The organism is Streptomyces sp. NPDC059248 (genome assembly GCF_042753905.1).
Taxonomy (GTDB): Bacteria; Actinomycetota; Actinomycetes; order Streptomycetales; family Streptomycetaceae; genus Streptomyces.
Genome location: NZ_JBHYZV010000114.1, coordinates 1 through 18,641 on the forward strand (window position 1 = coordinate 1; position 18,641 = coordinate 18,641).

The 18,641-nt window shown below is 74.5% G+C and carries 16 protein-coding genes; 4 read left to right on the forward strand and 12 right to left on the reverse strand.

The window, feature by feature from the left end; genetic code table 11:
- Positions 1 to 125: 125 nt before the first annotated feature.
- Positions 126 to 1,382 (reverse strand): NAD(P)-binding domain-containing protein, encoded by a 1,257-nt coding sequence (locus tag ACFXG1_RS30840; RefSeq protein ID WP_384716477.1) that lies wholly within the window; start codon positions 1,380 to 1,382, stop codon positions 126 to 128.
- A gap of 38 nt (positions 1,383 to 1,420) precedes the next feature.
- Positions 1,421 to 2,770: an ATP-grasp domain-containing protein gene (locus tag ACFXG1_RS30845; protein ID WP_384745504.1), complete on the reverse strand. Its 1,350-nt coding sequence runs from the start codon at positions 2,768 to 2,770 to the stop codon at positions 1,421 to 1,423.
- A gap of 184 nt (positions 2,771 to 2,954) precedes the next feature.
- On the opposite strand from ACFXG1_RS30845, the gene ACFXG1_RS30850 reads away from it, so the two are divergent.
- On the forward strand, positions 2,955 to 4,394 hold the full coding sequence (locus ACFXG1_RS30850; protein WP_384716481.1) for a glycoside hydrolase family 26 protein: 1,440 nt from the start codon (positions 2,955 to 2,957) through the stop codon (positions 4,392 to 4,394).
- Here ACFXG1_RS30850 and ACFXG1_RS30855 read toward each other — a convergent pair.
- The 9 genes from ACFXG1_RS30855 to ACFXG1_RS30895 form a co-directional block, all read right to left on the reverse strand.
- Positions 4,391 to 5,731 (reverse strand): GNAT family N-acetyltransferase, encoded by a 1,341-nt coding sequence (locus ACFXG1_RS30855; RefSeq protein ID WP_384716484.1) that lies wholly within the window; start codon positions 5,729 to 5,731, stop codon positions 4,391 to 4,393. The two genes, ACFXG1_RS30850 and ACFXG1_RS30855, sit on opposite strands and share 4 nt — an antisense overlap.
- Positions 5,731 to 6,519, reverse strand: a complete 789-nt coding sequence (locus ACFXG1_RS30860) for a lipopolysaccharide biosynthesis protein (RefSeq protein WP_384716486.1) — start codon at positions 6,517 to 6,519, stop codon at positions 5,731 to 5,733. Before ACFXG1_RS30860 ends, ACFXG1_RS30855 begins: the two co-directional genes overlap by 1 nt.
- Positions 6,516 to 7,844: a glycosyltransferase gene (locus ACFXG1_RS30865; protein WP_384745494.1), complete on the reverse strand. Its 1,329-nt coding sequence runs from the start codon at positions 7,842 to 7,844 to the stop codon at positions 6,516 to 6,518. The genes ACFXG1_RS30860 and ACFXG1_RS30865 overlap by 4 nt, the downstream gene beginning before the upstream one ends.
- Positions 7,841 to 8,518 (reverse strand): polysaccharide deacetylase family protein, encoded by a 678-nt coding sequence (locus tag ACFXG1_RS30870; RefSeq protein ID WP_384745506.1) that lies wholly within the window; start codon positions 8,516 to 8,518, stop codon positions 7,841 to 7,843. The genes ACFXG1_RS30865 and ACFXG1_RS30870 overlap by 4 nt, the downstream gene beginning before the upstream one ends.
- Positions 8,519 to 8,669: 151 nt before the next feature.
- Positions 8,670 to 10,547: a lipid II flippase MurJ gene (locus ACFXG1_RS30875; protein WP_384718630.1), complete on the reverse strand. Its 1,878-nt coding sequence runs from the start codon at positions 10,545 to 10,547 to the stop codon at positions 8,670 to 8,672.
- A complete protein-coding gene (locus tag ACFXG1_RS30880; RefSeq protein ID WP_384718628.1) occupies positions 10,544 to 12,034 on the reverse strand; it encodes an O-antigen ligase family protein in 1,491 nt (496 codons plus the stop codon). Before ACFXG1_RS30880 ends, ACFXG1_RS30875 begins: the two co-directional genes overlap by 4 nt.
- Before the next feature lie 2 nt (positions 12,035 to 12,036).
- Positions 12,037 to 13,569: an exopolysaccharide biosynthesis polyprenyl glycosylphosphotransferase gene (locus tag ACFXG1_RS30885; RefSeq protein WP_384718626.1), complete on the reverse strand. Its 1,533-nt coding sequence runs from the start codon at positions 13,567 to 13,569 to the stop codon at positions 12,037 to 12,039.
- Entirely contained in the window at positions 13,566 to 14,828 is a 1,263-nt protein-coding gene (locus tag ACFXG1_RS30890) for a glycosyltransferase (RefSeq protein WP_384745497.1), read from the reverse strand. The genes ACFXG1_RS30885 and ACFXG1_RS30890 overlap by 4 nt, the downstream gene beginning before the upstream one ends.
- 61 nt (positions 14,829 to 14,889) lie before the next feature.
- Complete coding sequence (locus ACFXG1_RS30895; RefSeq protein WP_384721762.1) at positions 14,890 to 16,011, reverse strand: DUF3344 domain-containing protein; 1,122 nt, start codon at positions 16,009 to 16,011, stop codon at positions 14,890 to 14,892.
- A gap of 281 nt (positions 16,012 to 16,292) precedes the next feature.
- Between ACFXG1_RS30895 and ACFXG1_RS30900 the strand changes: the two genes are divergently transcribed.
- Entirely contained in the window at positions 16,293 to 16,586 is a 294-nt protein-coding gene (locus tag ACFXG1_RS30900) for a hypothetical protein (RefSeq protein WP_384721756.1), read from the forward strand.
- 170 nt (positions 16,587 to 16,756) lie between these two features.
- On the opposite strand, the gene ACFXG1_RS30905 is transcribed toward ACFXG1_RS30900, so the two are convergent.
- On the reverse strand, positions 16,757 to 16,996 hold the full coding sequence (locus ACFXG1_RS30905; RefSeq protein WP_384745499.1) for a chaplin family protein: 240 nt from the start codon (positions 16,994 to 16,996) through the stop codon (positions 16,757 to 16,759).
- Between the two features lie 265 nt (positions 16,997 to 17,261).
- On the opposite strand from ACFXG1_RS30905, the gene ACFXG1_RS30910 reads away from it, so the two are divergent.
- Both ACFXG1_RS30910 and ACFXG1_RS30915 read left to right on the forward strand, forming a co-directional pair.
- Positions 17,262 to 17,663 carry a rodlin gene (locus ACFXG1_RS30910; protein ID WP_384745501.1) on the forward strand — a complete coding sequence of 134 codons (402 nt, stop codon included), beginning with the start codon at positions 17,262 to 17,264 and terminating at the stop codon, positions 17,661 to 17,663.
- Between the two features lie 601 nt (positions 17,664 to 18,264).
- Positions 18,265 to 18,641: rodlin (locus ACFXG1_RS30915; RefSeq protein WP_384724443.1), on the forward strand; the 377-nt coding region annotated here is incomplete at its 3' end.

Below are 18,641 nucleotides of genomic sequence, written 5' to 3' on the forward strand. Positions count from 1 at the left end.
GCGTGTCCGGGGCGCCTGAGCCCTTCCGGCGGCCCCCCGAGGGGGGGGCGGGGCGGCGCGCCCGCTCCCCTCGCCCGCCGGCTGGTGCGGGGCGCGGCCGGACCCGTGACGTCCAGGACCTCGGTTCATCCCTTCCGGACCGGCTCGCGATGGGTCGCGGGGGCGGGCGGGCGCGGGATCGCGGCCGGGCGGGGGCGGAGATGGCGGTGGACTCCCCGGGTCACATGCCGTGCCGTGTACGTGGCGCCGTGGACGAAGCGCATCGAGGGGCCGAAAGCGGGGGCGCTCAGCAGGCCGGTGAAGAACAGGCCGGGGCACGACGATTCGAACAGGGGGGTCAGTTCGGGGGACCCGCCGGTGCCGAGGGTCGTGAGGCGGGTGCGCAGGGCCGGGTCGAGGAGCGGGAGCCGGTCGAGGTCGGGGACGAAGCCCGTGGCGGCGACGACATGGTCCGTGGTGAGGGTGGCAGGGCCTTCGGGGGCGTCCAGGGTGATCCGGATCCGGCCGTGGTGGAGGGTGGCGCCCCGGACCCGGTGGGCGAGGAGTTCGGGGAGCGCGCCCTCGTACCGCTCGCGCAGCCACCAGGCGCCCGCCGGGCCGAGTGCCGTACGGGCGATGTGTTCGCGGCGGGGGTCGGGCAGCCGGCGGACCGCCCACGGGAGTTCGGAGTAGATCCAGCTGCGCCAGCCCGAGCCGAGGCCGCTGAGCGGGGTGCGCAGCCGACGGGCGACGGGGCGGTCCTCGGGGAGGGGCACGGTGTTCCAGTTCACCCGGTCCGCGCGGGCCACGAGCGTCGGGCGGGCACCGGTCTCCGCGAGGAGCGTCGCGGTCTCCAGGGCGGCCTGGCCCGCGCCGACGACGATGACGTCGCGGTCGCGGAAGCGGGTCAGATCGCGGTGTCCCGTGCTGTGGGTGACGTACTCCTTCGGCAGCCGGGCCAGCGGTCCCGGGATCCGGACGAACGGCAGGACGCCGACCGCGACGACGACGGTACGGGTCCGGACGGTGTCGCCGTCGGCCGTGCCGACGGTGAAGCCCTCACCGGCCGCCGCGACCCGGGTGACGGTCCGTTCGTCCAGCTCCGGTACGGCGTGCCGGGCGAACCAGAGCCCGTAATCGGTGAAGGCGCCGATGGGGAGCGGATGGCCGTGCTCGGTGGGGAAGCCCGCCTCGGCGCCGTACCGGGCGAGGGTCCGCGCACCCGCCGGGTCGGACAGATTCGACGCCCACGGTTCCGACTTGAGGAACATCCCCTCGGGCATGTGGTCGCGCCACGACTCCATCACCCGGCCGAAGATCTTCGTCCGGGTCCCGGCGGCGATCAGATGCGCGGCGACGGAGAGCCCGTAGGGTCCGGCGCCGATGACTACCACGTCGTACATGCGGTTCCTTCGAGGAGAGGGGAGGGAGGAGGGAGAGGTCAGTGGGGGCGGAGGGCCCGGCGGGCGCGGCGTACCCCTTTGTCGAGGCCCCGGCCGAGCCAGGCGGCCGCCATGGCGACGAAGGGCCGGGGGTCGTCACCGGCGAACCAGGCCGTCTCGATCCCGGCCGTCCTGATTCCGGGCATCCCGCTTCCGGCCGTTCCGAACGCGGCGGGGCGCGGCGGGCGGCGGCGGGCCCCCGGGATCCGGCGCCCGCCCGGTGTCAGCGCCGCCGTCGCCACCGTCGCCGCCGACAGCAGGGCGTAGTTCTCGGCGACGAACACCCGGCCCGGCCGCCCAGGCCGCGGTGACGGCGACGACGACGAAGGTGACGACGAAGGCGACGACGAAGGCGACGGCGGCTGGCCGGTCAGATCGCGGTAGAGGGCGCGGACGACATCCGTCCCGTCCGCTTCGGTGAAGAGGCGGAACTGCGCGCCCGGCCGGGGGTTCGCGTCCAGCAGCCGGTACGCCCCGTCCGCCGCGTCCCGCCGGAAGTCGAGGTCGATGACGCCCCGGTAGCCGACCTGGGCCACCAGCCGCCGGGCCGCAGCCGTCACCTCTTCGTTGGGGCACCAGCGGCCCTTCGCGGTCAGTCCGGCGCGCGGCGGCCACGACAGTTCTTTGCGGCCGGTGCCCCCGGCCAGCAGCCGCCCGTCACGGACACCGAAGCAGCCGTGGAAGAACCAGTCCGCGTCGGGCGCGTCCGGCAGATACCGCTGGAGCAGCAGCCCCGCGCCGCCCGGCGCGCCCCGCTCGTACAGCTCCCGCACCGCCGCCGCCGAGCCGACCAGGGTCGTACTGCGCAGTCCGGCCGCCGGTGGCAGCAGCCACGGGCGGCTCCACTTGGCGACCAGCGGCAGTCCGAGCGCCCGTACGGCTCCGGCCGCGTCCGCCGCGCTTCCGGGCGCCACGGTCCGCGGATACGGCACGCCCGCCCGTTCGCAGACCGCCGCGAGCGCCGACTTGTCGGCGAGCGCCCCCGGCACGCCCGCGACCTGACGGGGGAAGAGATAGCGGTCGGCGAGCCGGGGCGCGTGTTCGGCGGTGAGGATCGCGCCGAGGTCGTCCATCGGGACCAGGACGGCGGGGGCGCCGATCCGGTCCGAGACCCGGAGGAGGAGTTCGGTGAAGCCCGTCCCGTCGACGCCGACCGCGCCGGGTCCGACGGGGTGCGCCCGGTGGAGATGGCGGGAGCTGACCACCGGGCTGGCCGCCGACTCCACGACGGCGTGCACCTCGACTCCGGCCCGCCCCAGGGATCTGACGGCCCCGAGGGTGCCGTGGTGAAAGGGGTTCCGGTCGAGGCGCAGCACGAGCGCGGGGACCCCGGCGTCGAAGGGTGGCATGGACGTCACAACTTTCACCTGGATGGTCGCGCGTAACGCGGGTCTGATCGCGAATGGCCTACCGGGGGTCGCCCGGACCGCTCATTCGTAGGACTTTCTTCCTACGGTCGGACACGACGGGCGTAACAGACAGAGCGTCAGTCCGACGGGCCGCCAGTTCACCGTCCCCGCGCAAGGAGGAGCCATGGTTCGGAGGCGTCGTCTCAACGGCACCACCATCGGAACGGTCACCGCGAGTCTGCTGGTCTCCACCGGCGCCGTGGCGGGCGCGGCGAGCGTCGCCCGCGCCGAGGACGGGCAGCGGGAGAGGGAGCAGGCGCGCGGCGCCGTCGCCGTCGGCGCGTATGTCGACTACGGCCCGGCGGGCCCGCGCAGGATGGCGGAGCTGTCGCGCTGGCTCGGCGGTACGGAGCTGCGGGTCGGCCATACGTATCTCCCCGGCGACCGATGGGCCGGGATCGAGGGCCGGGTCGGTTTCCTGGAGGACTGGGCCCGCTGGCGGCAGGCCCGCGCCGACCGGATGTTCGTCCTCAATGTGCCGATGCTGGAGCGGAACGAGGCCAGGGTCCCCGACTACGAGGTCCGCAGGCTGTTGCGGCAGGGCGCGGCCGGGCAGTACGACGACCACTTCAAGGCGCTGGCGCGGCGCCTGGTGGACCTGGGGGTGCCGGACACGGTCGTCGTCCTGGGCTGGGAGATGAACGGGATCACCTACACCCACCGCTGCGGTCCCGACCCGACCGCGTGGAAGGCGTACTGGAACCGGATCGTGGCGGCGATGCGCTCCGTCGACGGCCAGGCGTTCCGCTTCGACTTCGCGCCGAACCGGGGGAAGGACGCGGTGCCGTGGACCGCGTGCTACCCGGGGGACGACGTCGTCGACGTCATCGGCATGGACTCCTACGACCAGGCTCCCGGGCGGACCTTCGAGGAGCAGGCGTCGGCGGAGTACGGGCTGCACGCGCAGGTGGCCTTCGCGCGCGAGCACGGCAAGGCGATCTCGTACCCGGAGTGGGGGCTGTTCCGGAACGGGGACAACCCGGAGTACATGCGGGGCATGCTCGACTGGATCGACGAGCACCGGCCGCTCTATCAGACCATCACGGACTACTGTCCGCACGGCGTCTGGCAGTGTGATGACAACCCCAAATCGTCGAGTGTGTTCCGTACCCGGCTGTACAACCAGACGGTTCCGCCGGTGCCGGTTCCCACCGTGCCGCCCGTGCCGGTGCCCACGGTTCCGGTGCCGACGGTTCCGGTGCCGGTTCCTACGGTGCCGCCCGTTCCCAAGCCTCCGGAGCCTTCGGTTCCGCCGGTGGCCGCGACGCCGGCCCCGACGAGCACCCCCGCCCCGGCACCGACTCCGACTCCGACACCCGTACCGAAGCCGGAGGAGCCGGTGCCCACGCCGACCCCGACCCCGACGCCGACACCCGTGCCGAAGCCGACCCCGACGCCCTTCCGGCTCAACACGGTGGAGTGGTGCCTTCCGGCACCACTGACGCAGTGGACCGGGCCGTGGGCCCCCAACGGAAAGTTCTGTGTGAAGATCCCGTGGCCCGCAGGATGGGCCGCGCCCCGGTACAACGCTCCCGGGGCGGCGGCCCGCCCCTCGGGCGGCTAACCCGCATCGGCCCGGGGCCCGCCGCGCGGTACGACCGCCGACCGCCAGTCCTTCAGCCGGTCGCGCCACCGCCGCGCGGCGGGGAACCGCTCGGTGACCGCCCGCGCGGTCCGGTCCCGCAGCTCGGCCCGGGCCGCGTGCAGCCGGAGCAGCGGTGCCGGCGCGGACGGGGCCATCAGCAGCCGTCGGTTGGTCACCGTCTCCGGCCGCCAGTGGTTCTTGTACGGCTCGGCGCCGCGCAGCAGGCTCACCACGCGGCGGCCGGTCCCCGCCGCGAAGTCGGTGTCGTGGCGCAGCAGCATCGCGGCGACGTCGACCTTGCGTTCCCGGAGCCCTGGATCGGCCCCGTACAGATAGCCGCCGGTCATCCGCTCCGACGCGAGCGTCACACTCACCGCGACGATCTCCCCGTCCAGCCGGTACTGGGTCAGGGCCGCGTCGCCGTCGCGGACCATCCGCCGCACCGCGCGGACCAGGTGCTCGGCGAACCGGGGCCGCAGATGTTCCACGGTCACACCCCGGCCGCGCCACTGGAGTTCGTGCAGCCGCAGCAGCCGGCCCACCGCGTCGGGCACCCCGTCGGGACCGACGGCGACGCTCTCGATCCCCAGGGCGTCGATCTTGCGCAGCTTGGCCCTGACCCGCTGGGCGCGGGCCGTCGGCAACCGTTTGACCAGCTCGGCCAGGGGCGCGGCGGGCAGTTCGAGACAGACCGAGTCGGTGAGGTCGTGCCGGGCGCCGCGCCACCGCGCGTACAGCCGCTCGGCGGCGGCGCCGGGCCTGACCTCCCGCAGATCGAGCACGGCGCCCCGGGCGGCCCGGCGGAGCCCGCGCTCCAGCGCGTCGATCGTGGCGTCGGAGACGGCACGCGAGCCGGCGGTGTCCTCCGCATCGTCCACGAGGACGTCGGAGTAGTCGGAGATCCCGCCACCGAGACTCACGAGCAGCGGCATCGGCCGGTGGACCAGCATCAGCGGCGCGGCGGCCACCAGCCGTCCGTCCCGGCGTACGAGGACGATCCGCAGCCGCCCGCCGCCGCCGTACGACAGCCACCACGACTCCAGCCAGGCATGGCTCTGGAAGGGCGTGGCCGTGGAGCAGCGCCGCCGGAGGTCGTCCCATTCGGTCCGCAGCCGCGCGAAGGCCCGCTGGTCCCGGCAGAGGGTGACGGTGAAACCGGTGTGCGGACGGTCGTACGCCGCGTCCGGCCCGGCCCGGTGCGCGGCGCCGGACTCGGAGCAGCCGGGCCCGGCGGACGCCCGGCGGGCCCGCGCGAGGCCCGGGACCGGATCGGAGGTCGTCGCGTCCGCGGAAGCCGGACCCGCGGCGTCGGCCATCAGACGCGCTCCAGCCCGGCCGCCGCCGCGCCCTTGCCCGCGGGCGCGGGCACCGTCGCCGTGGCGGAATCCGCGCCCGTGTCCGTGCCAGGCACCGTGTCCGTGCCCGTGTCCGCCGGGGCGTCGTCGGGGGCCGCGCGCCGCGATCGGGGCCGTACCAGCAGGACCAGACCGCCGAGAAGCCCTCCGGCGGACGCGCCGACCGCGGTACCGACCGGGACGGACGGGGAGACCGCATCGGCGGGCGGGATGGCCCTGGAGAAACTCAGCAGCTGTACGCCGGTGTTCTTGGCGACCTGATTGCTGCTCACGAAGACGGCGTCGGACACGGCGTTGGCGATGTCGGCGGCCTCCCCGGGGCGGTCCGAAGTGCCGGTGATCGCGATCATCGGCGAGTCGGGGGAGGTCTCCGCCCGCACCCGGTCGCGCAGTTCGCCGGCGGGCATCGCGGCGGCCACCCGGGCGTACGCGATCGTGGAGTCGCTGGTGGCGACGCGCCCGTACGCCTGGGCGAAGCCGATGGCGGCGCCCGGCTGCGCGTCCTTGCCGGTGACGGCGACGATATAGCTGGTGGCCGCGTACTCGGGGGTGGCCAGCAGCCCGTACGCGGCACCGCCGATGGCTCCCGCGACCGCGAGGGCGGGCAGCGGCCACCAGACCGGAATCCGCCGTACCCGGGCCGCGAGCCGGGACGGCTCGGCCTGCTCGGGCTGCTCGGCGTGCTCGGCCCGCTCGGGCCGGTGCTCACGGAGCTTATGGGCCTCTTGGGGCTTATGGGACTTGCTCATCGGTGGGCTCTCTCGATCGGGTCGGGGTGGGACGTCTGGTGGGGAAGGGGCGGCGGGGCGCCGTCGAGCAGATGGGTGTAGACGGCGGCGACGCGTTCGGCGGTCCGCCGGATGTCGTAGCGGGCGACGCCGGGCGCGGGCTCGCGCCCCGGCGGCCGGTCCGCCGCGATCGCGTCCCGTACGGCCGCGATCAGTTCGGCGTCGGCCGCCCCGACGCGCCGGGCGCCCGGCACCTCACCGGGCGGCAGATCGGCCACGGCGGGACAGGTCCGGTACACCACCGGCACCCCGGCGGCGAGCGCCTCCACCACGGCGAGCCCGAACGCCTCCTCGCGCGAGGCGGACACGAACAGATCGAGCGCCCCGAGCAGGTCGGGCACGGTGACACCCGCGGCGGGCACATCCGGTCGACCGTCCCGGTCACGGGACCGCGCGCCGGGTACAGCGGCGGCGGTACGGGACTCCCCGCCGCCGGGAAGGGGCGGACCCGGCTCCGCCCGTCCCGTACCCGAAGGTCCGGTTCCGTCCGGCAACGCCGCGCCGCAGTCCCCCAGGAAGTGGACCCGCTCCGTCACCCCCAGCTCCCCGGCGAGCCGGGACAGGCGGGGGTGTTCGGGGCCGGCGCCCGCCAGCAGGGCGACCGTGCCGGGGATCGCCGCGACCGTGCGGAGCACGGAGTCGAAGCGCTTGCCGGGGACCAGGCGGCCGACACCGCCGATCGCGTACGTGTCCGGGGCGATGCCGAGGCGCGCCCGTACCGCCGCCCGTGCCGACGGGTCGAACCGGAAGCGCGCCGCGTCGATCCCGTTGGGGACCGTGTGGATCCGGTACGGCGGTACGCCCCACTCCGCGAGCCGCTCGGCGACCGTGTCCGATACGGCGACCGTGACCCCGCCGAGGCGTTCCGTACCGAGGTAGAGCGCGCGGACGCCCCGGGTCAGGGCGCGGCCCTCGATCTCGTCGGCGCCGAGGGAGTGCTCGGTCGCCACGACCGCGCGGACCCCGGCGATCCGGGCCGCGATCCGCCCGTACACACAGGCCCGGTACAGATGCGTATGGACGATGTCGTACCCGCCGTCGCGGATCAGCCGGACCAGCCGGGGCAGCGCCCCCAGGTCGCGGTTGCCGCGCATCCCGAGGTCGGTGACGCGTACGCCGTCCGCGCGCAGCCCGGCCGCGACCGCGCCCGGATTGGTGAGGGTCACCACGTCGCACGTGTACGGGTCCGGCAGATGGCGCAGCAGCAGCCGCAGCTGCTGTTCCGCGCCGCCGGTGCCGAGGCCCGTGACGATGTGCAGTACCCGCGGTCGCCGCCCGGCGCTCATCGCAGCCCCGACCGGTGGCCCAGCCGCTTCGCCCACAGCCGGGCCCCCCGGTCGGCCTGGCTGATGTGCGTACGGGCCAGGGCGTACGGTCCGCCGAGCCCGGCGGGCGGGCGGATCGCGCAGCCGTACGCGTACCCCGCGTTCCGTACCGCCGCCGCGACCCGGCCGTCGACCGTGCCGTACGGGTAGCAGAAGCCCTCCGGGTCACGGCCGGTCAGCTCCCGCAGCCAGGCCCGGCTGCGGAGGGTCTCCTCGCGCAGGGCGTCACCGTCGAGCCGGGTGAGGTCGACGTGGTAGAGGCCGTGGGAAGCGATCTCGGTACCGGCGGCCGCGGCGGTACGGATACCGGCCTCGTCGACCAGCGGGCGGCGCGGCCCGTCCGGGTCCCACACGTTGTCGCCGCCGAGCCTGCCGGGCAGCACGAACAGGGTCGCGGCGCAGCCGTGGCGGCGGAGCACCGGCAGCGCGTCGGCGGCGAAGTCGGCGTAGCCGTCGTCGAAGGTCAGCCCGACGAGCCCCCGCCCCCGGCCCCGCGCGCGGGCCCGCAGCAGCGTCGCCACGGGCACCCCGGTCAGCCCGCGGGCGCGCAGCCAGCGGAGCTGGAGGTCGAGCCGGTCGGACGAGACGGTGATGCCGTACGGGTCGTGGGCCGGGTCGGCGACCGAGTGGTACATCAGGATCCACGGCGGACGGGCCGCGGCGGCGACGGACGCGGCCGGTGCCGTGAGGGACGGCTCATGGGACCCGGGTACGGCGTGGTCGGCGGCGCAGCCGCGGGCGGCGACCGCGGCTGCGAAGGTCTGATGGCGCGGTGGCGGCGCCGTGTCAGCTGACATGTCGGGCGATCCTCTGTCGGGTGAGAGCCAGCAGATGGACGACTTCGGGGGCTCGCACCGCGAGCCCGGTGGCGGTGAAGACGGCGGGGACCAGCAGACAGCCCACGGCCAGGCTCGGCAGCGCCCCGTCGATGGTGCCCGCGGCGAGGCGTCCGGCGGTGGCGGCGCACCCGGCGGCGAGCAGGAGCCGCCCGAGTGCCGGTGTGATGGAGCGGACCCGGATGGGGACGACCCGGGAGCCGAGACCGCGCAGCAGGAGCAGCGCCGTGGTGCTGATGCCCGCCGCGTTGGCCGCGGCGATGCCGTAGACGCCCCAGGGACCGACGGCCGCCGCGCCCGCGGCGACGGTGACGACGAGCCCGGCGGCCATGGCGGCGGCGGGATACCAGGTGGGGCGCCCCGAGGAGAAGAACGGCCGGCCGAGCGCGCCGACGAGGGTGTGGCCGAGCAGCCCGGCCGCGTAGACCCGCATGACGGTCGCGGTGGTCTCGGTGTCCTCGGCGCCGAACGCGCCGCGCTGGAAGAGGACCTCGACGATCTGGGGGGCGTATCCGAGGATCAGGGCCGTACCGAGCAGGACGACGAGACCCGCGAGCGCGAGATCGTTCTCGACCCGGCGGCGGGCGCGCTCCCGGTCGCCGTCGGCCATGGCCTGCGCCACCACCGGGAAGGTGACGGTGCAGAACATCAGCGACAGCACCATCGGCATCTGGGCGACCTTCTGGGCGTAGTTGAGATGCGAGATGGCGCCGCTGGGGAGGGAGGAGGCGAGGAAGCGTTCGACGAGGACCTGGGACTGGCGGCTGACGGCGAAGAGGGCGATGGGGGCGAGCAGTCCGAGGAGGGCGGAGCCCTCGGAGCGGGCGGCGCCGCGGGCGGATCCCTCCGGGCGGGCCGCGCGGGGTTCTCGGGGAGACACGTCCGCCGCGGGACGGTTCGGCCCCGGGTCGTGTGCGGCCGGTGGCGCGGCGGGACCCCCGGCGCCACCCGGCCCCCCGGCCTCCGGACCTTCGGCTTCCGGCCCCCCGGCTTCCGGGTTCTCGGCGAGGGTCGCGGCGTCCCGGCCCCCCTCGGCTCGGGGGCCCGGGAGTGAAAGGGACACGGCACGGCGGGTGGTGACGCGGCGGGCGAAGGACGGGAGCTGGGTCAGGATCATCAGCGCGCCGCCGACCGCGACCCCGGCCGCCGCCGCGCGGACACCCCACACCGAGTGCAGGGCGATCGTCGTGGCGATGATGCCGGTGTTGTACGCGACATAGACCCCGGCGGGCGGGACGAAGCTGCCGTGGGCGCGTAGCGCCGCGCTGAAGTAGCCCGCCACGCCGAACGTCAGCACCGTCAGGGCGGTCAGCCGGGTGCAGTCGACCGCGAGCGCCGGGTCGGCGAAACCGGGCGCGAGGGCGGCCACGAACTGCGGGGCGAAGACCAGCAGGAGCAGGGTCGCGGCGGCGAGGACGGCGAACAGGCGGGGGAGGGTGTGGCGGACGAGTTCACGGACCGGGTCGCCAGGACCGATCGGGCTGATCGGGCCGATCGCGCCCGGATCCGTACCATTCGTGCCTCCGGCCCCGGCCGCGCGCCGGGCCAGCGCGTGGCTGAACGCGGGGACGAGCAGCAGCGCCATCGCGTCCTCGATCAGGAGCGTCGCCGCCATCTCGGGCACGGTCCACGAGATGAGGAAGGCGTCGCTGTCGACGCTGGCGCCGTAGATCCGGGCGATCGTCTGGTCGCGCACGAGTCCCAGGAGCGCGCCCGCGAGGGTGAGTCCGGCGGTGACGGCGGCGGCGCGGGCGAGGACGTTGCCGAGCCGGGAGGGTTCGGGCCGGGTGGTGGACGACGTGCCGTCACGGGTCTCCACGCCGGTCATCCGGCCGTCCCGGTACCGGGCGGCCGGGGCGCGGCGGCCTTAGCCGGAACCACGGCGGCGGCCCCGGACCCCGGTGGTACGGCCCCGGATCCGGGCAGAGAGGCCCCGCGCCCGGGGGGCATGAGCCCGTCCCCGTGCCATCCGGCGGACGGCGCGTCGCCGCGCTCCCCCAGTGGCGCCAGCGCCCACCGGGCCGCCAGGCCGAAGACGATGCCCGTCAGGACCGTGGACGGGCCGCCGATGTCCGCGTACAGGAAGTCCACCGTCTGCCACAGCGTCAGCGCCACCGCCGCGAGCCCGCAGTCCAGCGCGCCCCGCCGGACCAGCAGCCGGCGGACGCCGCCGACGAGGAGGGCGGCCCAGCTGCCCGCGAAGGCCGTGGCGCCGATCAGGCCCTGCTCGCTCAGGACGAGGAGGTACATGTTGTGCGGGGAGAGCAGCGGCTGGCGCAGGAACTCCCGGCCCGCGCCCGCCGTGTCGCTGCCCGACGACAGGCCGACGCCGGCGTGGGAGTCGCGGTGGTCGGGGAAGCCCTTGAGGCCGACTCCGGTGAACGGGTGCTCGCGCCACATGCTCTCCGCCGCCGCCCACATGGTGTACCGGTCGGTGACCGAGCGGTCGGGTGCGTCCGTCACCCGGGTGATGCTGCTCAGCCGGTCGCCGATCATCGCGGAGCCGATCCCGATACCGCCGACGAGGACGACGGTCGCGGCGACGGCCACCGCCAGGACGGTCAGCGCCCGCCGTACCCCGGCGAGCAGCAGCATCGCCAGGGCGGCCACACCGGTGGCGATCCACGCGCCGCGGCTGAAGGAGAGCCCGAGGGGGACGACGAGGAGGACGGCGGCGCCCGCGGCGGCCGGGCGCAGCCGGACGGGGGCGCCGGGCGGGGTTCGCAGGGCGAGGGCGGCGGCGGCGAGGAGACCGTACGCGACCACCGTGGCCATGCCCATGACGTCGGTGGGGCCGAAGGTGCCGACCGCCCGGATGTCCTCGCCCATGTAGGAGGCGCCGGTGCCGGTCGCGTACTGATGGACCCCGATCGCGCCCTGGACCAGCGCGAGGACCGCCAGCGCGCCGGTGACGGCGCGGAATTCGCGGGCGTCGCGCACCAGCAGCACGACGGCGGCCGGGACGAGGACGAAGACCTGGAGGTAGCGGACGAAGCCGGGGAGCGCGGCCGCCGGGTCGACGGCGGTGACGGTGGCGACGGCGATGGCCGCGGCGGGCGCGCCGACGACGATCGCGGCGGTACGGCTCAGCGGGCGGGTCCTGGTCCGCAGCACCCGGACCAGACAGCCCAGGACCAGGACGCCGGAGGCGAGGTCGGCGGGCCCGACGCCGCCGCCGGAGGCGCTCGCGGGCAGGGGGACGGCGAGCAGGAGCACCGTCACGATCAGCGGCAGCAGCTCCCACGGGATCGGCCTCGGGCCCGGGGTGCGGGTGCCGGCGCGGCGCGGTCGGGGCAGGGCCCACGGGACGGCCATGGTCAGCTGCCCCCGAGCCGGAACAGGGAGACGGCGGTACGCGCCATGATGCAGAGGTCCTGCCAGGGCGACCAGGTCTCGATGTAGTGGTTGTCGAAGCGGGCCCGCTCCTCGATGGAGGTGTCGCCGCGCAGGCCGTGGACCTGGGCGAGTCCCGTGATGCCGACGGGCATCCGGTGGCGGGCCGCGTAGCCGGGGTACGTCTGGCTGAACCGGCCGACGTAGTAGGGGCGTTCGGGCCGGGGTCCGACGAGGCTCATATCGCCGCGGACGACGTTCCACAGCTGGGGCAGTTCGTCGAGGGACGTCCGGCGCAGCAGACTGCCGGTGGGGCTCAGCCTGCGGTCGAAGGCGATGTTCCAGCGGGTGGCGGACTCGTGCGCGTCGGCGGGCGCCAGGGTGCGGAACTTCAGCAGAGTGAAGGGGCGTCCGTCGAGTCCGATCCGCTCCTGACGGAAGATCACCCCGGGTCCGTCGGCGAGGCGTACGGCGAGGGCGCAGCCGGCGAGTACGGGCGCGGCGGCCAGCAGCGCGGCCCCGGCGAGCACGGTGTCGATGGCGCGTTTCACGGCGCGGGCGACGGGCCGGTGGAGCCCGCCGCTCAGGGGCTGGACGGCGAAGCCCCACAGATGGTCGGGTCCGGCGGCCCGGCGCCACAGGTTGCCGGTGGCGGCGCCGCCGTCGATCAGCCACTGCCGGACGCCGTGGGCGGCGAAGAGGGCGACGAGGGCGGACGATTCGTGGTCGCCACCGGGCTGTTCGGTGAAGACGGCGTGGGTGACGGCGTTCTGGACGACGGCCCTGCGGACGTCCTCGGCGCCGGTGAGCCGGGGCGGGGCGGGCGCGGTGGGCCCGGGTCCCGTGTGGTCGGCTGGCGCGCCGCCGACCAGGCCGACGGGCCGCATCCCGTAGCCGGGGTGGTCGGTGAGGGCGGCGGTGATCTGCGGGGCGAGCGGGCCGCCGCCGACGACGAGTACGGAGCGGGGGCGGCGGGCCCCGGCCCGGCGGCGCCCCTCGTAGAACAGGGCGCGGGCGGCGCAGCACAGCACGGCCTGGACGGCGGCGGTGAGGACCAGCGCGCCCCAGCCGGCGGCGCGTCCGGGGTCGTACGCGGCCGTCGTCTCGTTGAGTACCAGCCACTGGAGGAGGGCGAGGGCGGCCAGGGCGGGCAGTTCGGCGAGCGCGGACGGGGAGAGCCGGGGCCGGTACAGACCGCGGCAGGCGTGGACCGCGGGCTGGAGCAGGACGGCGGCGGCGATGAGGGCCGCGGGCCACGGCGGGGCCGGGATCAGGGCGGCGGTCAGGGCCGGGGCGAGCGCGAGGGCCAGTACGTCGGCGGCGAACAGGCCCGCGAACACGCCGGTGAACAGGCCGGTCCCCGCGCCGAGTCCGGTCCGGGCGCGCCGCCGGGCGGCCCGGCCGGCCGCGCGGTGGCGGTGCCGGGCGGCGCGGCGCGGCGGATGCAGGGCGGCCGTGACGGCCGTCGGCACGGGGACGGCGCGGTGGTGGGGTGCGGGGGCGCTCTCCGTCGTCATCGCCTGGTGCGCTTCCTCGTCGAAGTGGGGGGCGAGCTGAGCAGTTCCTGGTAGAGGCCGAGGACCTCGGCGGCCGTCCGGCGTACATCGCGGGTGGCCCGGGTGTGGGCCCGCGCCTCGTGGCCGACGCGGTCCCGGAGTTCCGGGTCGGCCAGCAGCGCGCCGAGGGCGTCGGCGAGCGCTTCGGGGTCCTCGGGCGGTACGAGGGCGTGGGCCTCGTGGCCGGGCGGCAGGCTCTCCCGGGCGCCGCTGACGTCGGTGACCACCACGGGCCGCCCGCAGGCCATGGCCTCCAGCGGGGCGAGGGCCATGCCCTCCCAGCGGGACGGCAGGACGACGACGTCGGCGGCGCGCAGCCAGGGGCGGATGTCGCGGATGGCGCCCGCGAAGCGGACTCCGGGCGGGGCGAGCCGGGTGAGGCGGGCGCGGTCGGGGCCGTCGCCGACGAGGACGAGCCTGGCCCCGGGGACGGCGGCCCGTACCCGGGGCCAGGCGGTCAGCAGGACGTCCTGGCCCTTCTGGCGGCACAGGCGCCCCACGCAGAGGACGACGGGCGCGTCGTCGGGGACACCGGTCAGCTCGGGCAGCCCCGCCCGCTCCCGCCGCCGGTCCCGCCGGTCCGTACCGCCGTCCGTACCGCCGTCCGCACCCCCGTCCGCACCGTGGCCCGTACCGTCGTCCGGGCCCGTGGCGACCGGCCCGTGGGGCCCGAAGTGGCCGAGGTCGACGCCGTTGCGGACGACGGCCCAGCGCGCGGCGATCCCGGCGCGCTCCCCGGCCCGCCGTTCGGTCTCGCTCACACAGAGCGTCCGGGACGACCAGCGGGTGCCGTACCGCTCCCAGAGCAGGGCGAGTTCGGCGGCCCGGCCCTCGACGGCGTCGAACGACCAGGCGTGCGGCTGGAAGACGGTCGGCACCCGGCCGCGGACCGCCAGCCGGGCGACCAGTCCCGCCTTCGCGCTGTGGGCGTGTACGAGATCGGGGCGGCTGCGGCGGATCAGCCGGGCGGCGGTCCACACCTCCCGGGGCAGCCGGGGCCCGGGCGCCCGTACGGCCGGCCAGTCGTGCACCCGGGCCCCGGCCTCGGCGGCGCGCTCGGCGAGTTCACCGCCCGGCGGGCAGGCGACCTCGGCCCGCAGCCCGTCGGCGATCTGCGCCCGGACGAGGTCGGTGACCACGCGGGCGACTCCCCCCTCCACCGGCTGCACCAGATGGAGGACGGTCAGTTGGCTCGGCTCGGTCCGGGTTCTGTACGGCACGTGCGGCTCTCTTGGTACGAGGGGTGGCTCTGGCTCGGGGCGAGCAGCGCCGCGCGGGAACTCAGCGACGGGTGTCTGCCTGCACGAAGAGAACGCCGAGGGAGTATCCGAGGTTTTCCGTCTCGAAGCGGAAACTCAAACTGGTGGCCCCGGACACCAGTGCGGCGCCGATATCGAAGACATCGGAGTCGTATCCGAGGGTGTTCATATGGGCGGGTTGTCGGACGATCGCGGTACCGGGCCCCGTGATGGTGGAGTTCATCAGGTCGTCGGCCGGGTTGTCGGCGCCATCCGCGCTCTTGATATCGAAGGTCTTTCCGGTGTTCGTACGAATACCGGCCCGGTCGCCGGTGACCCCGCGGTCCCCGTCGTAACCCGCGATTCCCACCAGGCCCTCCGCCCCGGCCGGGACCTTCAGCCCGTCGAGGGTGATCTCGTACGAAGGGTGTTCGGCGTTCAGGGTCTGGAAGCCGTCCCAGAGGGAGAGATGGCGCAGCGGCTCCGCCGGGTCCTCGTAGGCGACGGCGAGGGTCCAGCCGCCCCAGGCACCGGTCTCCGAGCGGCCCATGGCGACATTGATCTGGGCGACGGTCCACAGCCCCGCGACGCTCTCCCGGACCAGGGGGGTGATGTCGGCGGACGCCTGGAAGGCGTCGGCGCCGTCGGCGTCCCGGTGCGCGACGGTGATGTCGGCGAGGACCTCCTTGTAGCGGCCCCCGGGCTCGGCGATCAGCACCCGGCCGTTGTCCTTGGGCGGCTTCTGCTCACCGACCCGCAGGTTGCCGCCCCAGTACAGCCGGGCGTACGTGACCTTCGCGCCGGCCGGGAGCGCCAGCCGGGCCCGGCTGGAGTTGTACGTGTTCGGGTCGTCGTCCTCGTCCGTGTAGAACATCTCGTAGTCGCCGTTGACCCCGGGCCCGCCCCGCTGGACCTCGGCACAGGATGCGGCCCCGGCGGTCCCGGGCGTACGGCAGGTGATGGCCGCGTTGGCGGTCCGGACGATCCCGCCGTGCTGGACCGCGTGATAGCGCTGGGTGAAGGGGATGCGCGGCGACTCGGGCTGGTCCGACACCCCGACGGCCCCCACGCCCGGGGCGGGGAGCGCGAGGACGGCCAGGGCCGTCAGAAGGAGCGCGGCGCCGCGGGCACCCCGCCCCGTCGCGATGCCCGGCGAGTTCGACATGGGGCGCATCTCCCACTCGGTCAACATGACAAGAACAGGAATGCGCACTTTGGCAGATGAACCGTCGGTAATCACGCCGGACGCGCCTGTATGACCGGCGCGGCAACATACGGACCACTCGGACGAGACTTTCGAGTGATCGGGCGCATCCTTCTCCGGCGTCGCTCGTTATGACGGCTTCCCATTCCCCGCTACGAGCCGGGCGATAACCCCGGGGCGGGGATGTCGTTGTCCAGGGCGAAGGCGGCGAACTCCGCCGCCGGAGAAAGGGATACGAAAAGATGAAGTATGCGAGGGTGGCCGCGCTCGTCGTCGGTTCGGTGGCTGCGGTCGGCGCGGCGGCGCCCGCATCGGCCGCGACCCCGCCGGCCATGCCCCCGATGAGCCTCAACGGCGGTCTCAACCATGTCGTGGGCGAGATGCCGCTGCTCAACGGCGGGAGCGGGAACGCGGTGAAGGACGTCGCCGACACGGCGATGCAGCTCAACAGCGTCAAGGGCCAGGCGCCCGAGAAGGTGCTGAAGACGGCGGCCGGGGCCACGCCGATGCTGGGCGGGATCAGCCTCGGCAACTGACACCGCGCGGGGCGCTTTCCGGGAGCCGTACGGGCGGCTGCGGGGAGGCGCCCCGCTTCCGGCCGTCCGGCTTGCGATCGCCCCGCCTCCCGTCGTCCGGCCGCGGGGCAGAAAAAAGGGTGGTGCCCCGGCGGGGAGCCGGGGCACCACCCGTTCCGCGTGCGCGGATGTCAGCCGTTGACGCAGGTGTTGCCGAAGGCCGGGTTCAGCAGCCCGATGACGTTGATCGAGTTGCCGCAGACATTGACCGGCACGTGCACCGGGACCTGCACCACGTTCCCGGACAGGACGCCCGGGGAGTTGGCGGCGGCACCGTTCGCGTTGCTGCTGGCGAACGCGTTACCGGCGGCGGCACCGGCGGCGAGACCGGCGGTGGCGAGCACCACGGCAGCCTTCTTGGCAGTCTTCATGGGAAATAGCACCTTCTGTTCGATTTACTGCGTTCTGCCCCGCGTAAGGGCTCACACAGATCGAAACGGCCGATGCGCGGCGGGGACACGGGCGACGCGTCGGGGGACCCCCGTTCGGCCCAACGCGGCCCGCGACCGGCGGACTTCGGCGTCAGGGCGGCGGGCCCCGATGGTCCGTTGGGGTGAACCGGGAGAACCAAACTTCCGGAGGCCCTGTTGTCAGGGGGCTCCGGTAGTGGGCATCCACGACACAGAAGGACGGAACATGCTCAAGAAGGTTATGGCGACTGCGGCGGTCTCCCTCTCCGTGGTCGGCGTGGGCGCCGGGCAGGCTATGGCCATCGGCGACCACGAGGGCACCACCTCGGTCAGCGGCAACCACTCGTCGCAGACCTACGGCAACTCCGAGACGTACGGCGACATGAGCCCCCAGCTCGGCCTGGTCCAGGGATCCCTCAACAAGCCCTGTGTCGCGCTGCCGATCAAGGGCAACGTCGGCTCGCTCATCGGCCTTATCCCGATCGCCGTCCAGGACGTCCCGATCCTGTCGGCCCCGCAGAACCAGCAGTGCACCGAGAACTCCACGCAGGCCAAGGGCGACGAGCCGCTGTCGCACATCCTCAGCAACATCCCGGTCCTCTCCGGCAACGGTGTGGCCAACAGCTGACGTCCCTCCCGGACGCGGCGCGCGGCACGGGAACCCCGGCACCCTCGCGGTGCCGGGGTTTCCCCTTTCCCACCGGCTCCCCTCCCGCTTCACCGCGCCTCCGCCCCGCCCCTCTTTCCACCGCCTTCCCCGCCCTCTTTCCACCACCCTCCCCGGCCGTGCCTCTCCCCGGGCCCGCTGAATCCTTTAATCGAACAGCTCGGAAACCTTGCGCCGAATGCCTCATCATTTCGAAGGAAATCATCCGGCCGAAATTCACCCGGCAGACGGGTGAAGCCGCCGCCGGTCGAAGCAGCCGAAGTGCTTCAATGATGGCGCGGACCGTGGAATTCGGATCCGTACCGGATGCCTGCCTCCAGCCGGCGGCGCATTGCGTCGTGGGGCAGTCGTGCTTCCAGTTGGCATGGCGCATCCGGGGACGCGCCACGCTCCGCCGGATCGGGGGAGGGACCGTCCGGGCGGACCCTCCCCCGATTTATTCCGGACGTCGACCATTCGGCGGCCTTCAGGCTTTTGGGTGAACGCGCGGAACCAAACGGATCGAGGGCAGTTGATCAGTCTGCTCCACGATCGATCGTCCATAGCGAAAAGGGAACATCAAGTGATCAAGAAGATTCTGGCTACCGCTGCGGTCACCGCTTCGATGGTGGGCGCCGGCGCCACGATGGCCGCTCCGGCCATGGCCATCGGCAACGACTCGGGCACCACGTCCTTCAGCGGCAACGGCGCCTCGCAGACGTACGGCAACTCCGCCACCCACGGTGACATGAGCCCGCAGATGGCGCTGGTCCAGGGGTCGCTGAACAAGCCCTGCATCGGCCTGCCCGCGAAGGTCAACGCCGGTTCCCTGATCGGCGTCATCCCGATCGCGGTCCAGGACGTGCCGATCCTGTCGGCCCCGCAGAACCAGCAGTGCACCGAGAACTCCACGCAGGCCAAGGGCGACGAGCCGCTGTCGCACATCCTCAGCAACATCCC

Bases quoted from the DNA above. Each gene is read 5' to 3' on its own strand.
- ACFXG1_RS30840 (WP_384716477.1), bottom strand. From the start codon at position 1,382: ATGTACGACGTGGTAGTCATCGGCGCCGGACCCTACGGGCTCTCCGTC.
- ACFXG1_RS30845 (WP_384745504.1), bottom strand. From the start codon at position 2,770: ATGCCACCCTTCGACGCCGGGGTCCCCGCGCTCGTGCTGCGCCTCGAC.
- ACFXG1_RS30850 (WP_384716481.1), top strand. From the start codon at position 2,955: ATGGTTCGGAGGCGTCGTCTCAACGGCACCACCATCGGAACGGTCACC.
- ACFXG1_RS30855 (WP_384716484.1), bottom strand. From the start codon at position 5,731: ATGGCCGACGCCGCGGGTCCGGCTTCCGCGGACGCGACGACCTCCGAT.
- ACFXG1_RS30860 (WP_384716486.1), bottom strand. From the start codon at position 6,519: ATGAGCAAGTCCCATAAGCCCCAAGAGGCCCATAAGCTCCGTGAGCAC.
- ACFXG1_RS30865 (WP_384745494.1), bottom strand. From the start codon at position 7,844: ATGAGCGCCGGGCGGCGACCGCGGGTACTGCACATCGTCACGGGCCTC.
- ACFXG1_RS30870 (WP_384745506.1), bottom strand. From the start codon at position 8,518: ATGTACCACTCGGTCGCCGACCCGGCCCACGACCCGTACGGCATCACC.
- ACFXG1_RS30875 (WP_384718630.1), bottom strand. From the start codon at position 10,547: ATGACCGGCGTGGAGACCCGTGACGGCACGTCGTCCACCACCCGGCCC.
- ACFXG1_RS30880 (WP_384718628.1), bottom strand. From the start codon at position 12,034: ATGGCCGTCCCGTGGGCCCTGCCCCGACCGCGCCGCGCCGGCACCCGC.
- ACFXG1_RS30885 (WP_384718626.1), bottom strand. From the start codon at position 13,569: ATGACGACGGAGAGCGCCCCCGCACCCCACCACCGCGCCGTCCCCGTG.
- ACFXG1_RS30895 (WP_384721762.1), bottom strand. From the start codon at position 16,011: ATGTCGAACTCGCCGGGCATCGCGACGGGGCGGGGTGCCCGCGGCGCC.
- ACFXG1_RS30900 (WP_384721756.1), top strand. From the start codon at position 16,293: ATGAAGTATGCGAGGGTGGCCGCGCTCGTCGTCGGTTCGGTGGCTGCG.
- ACFXG1_RS30905 (WP_384745499.1), bottom strand. From the start codon at position 16,996: ATGAAGACTGCCAAGAAGGCTGCCGTGGTGCTCGCCACCGCCGGTCTC.
- ACFXG1_RS30910 (WP_384745501.1), top strand. From the start codon at position 17,262: ATGCTCAAGAAGGTTATGGCGACTGCGGCGGTCTCCCTCTCCGTGGTC.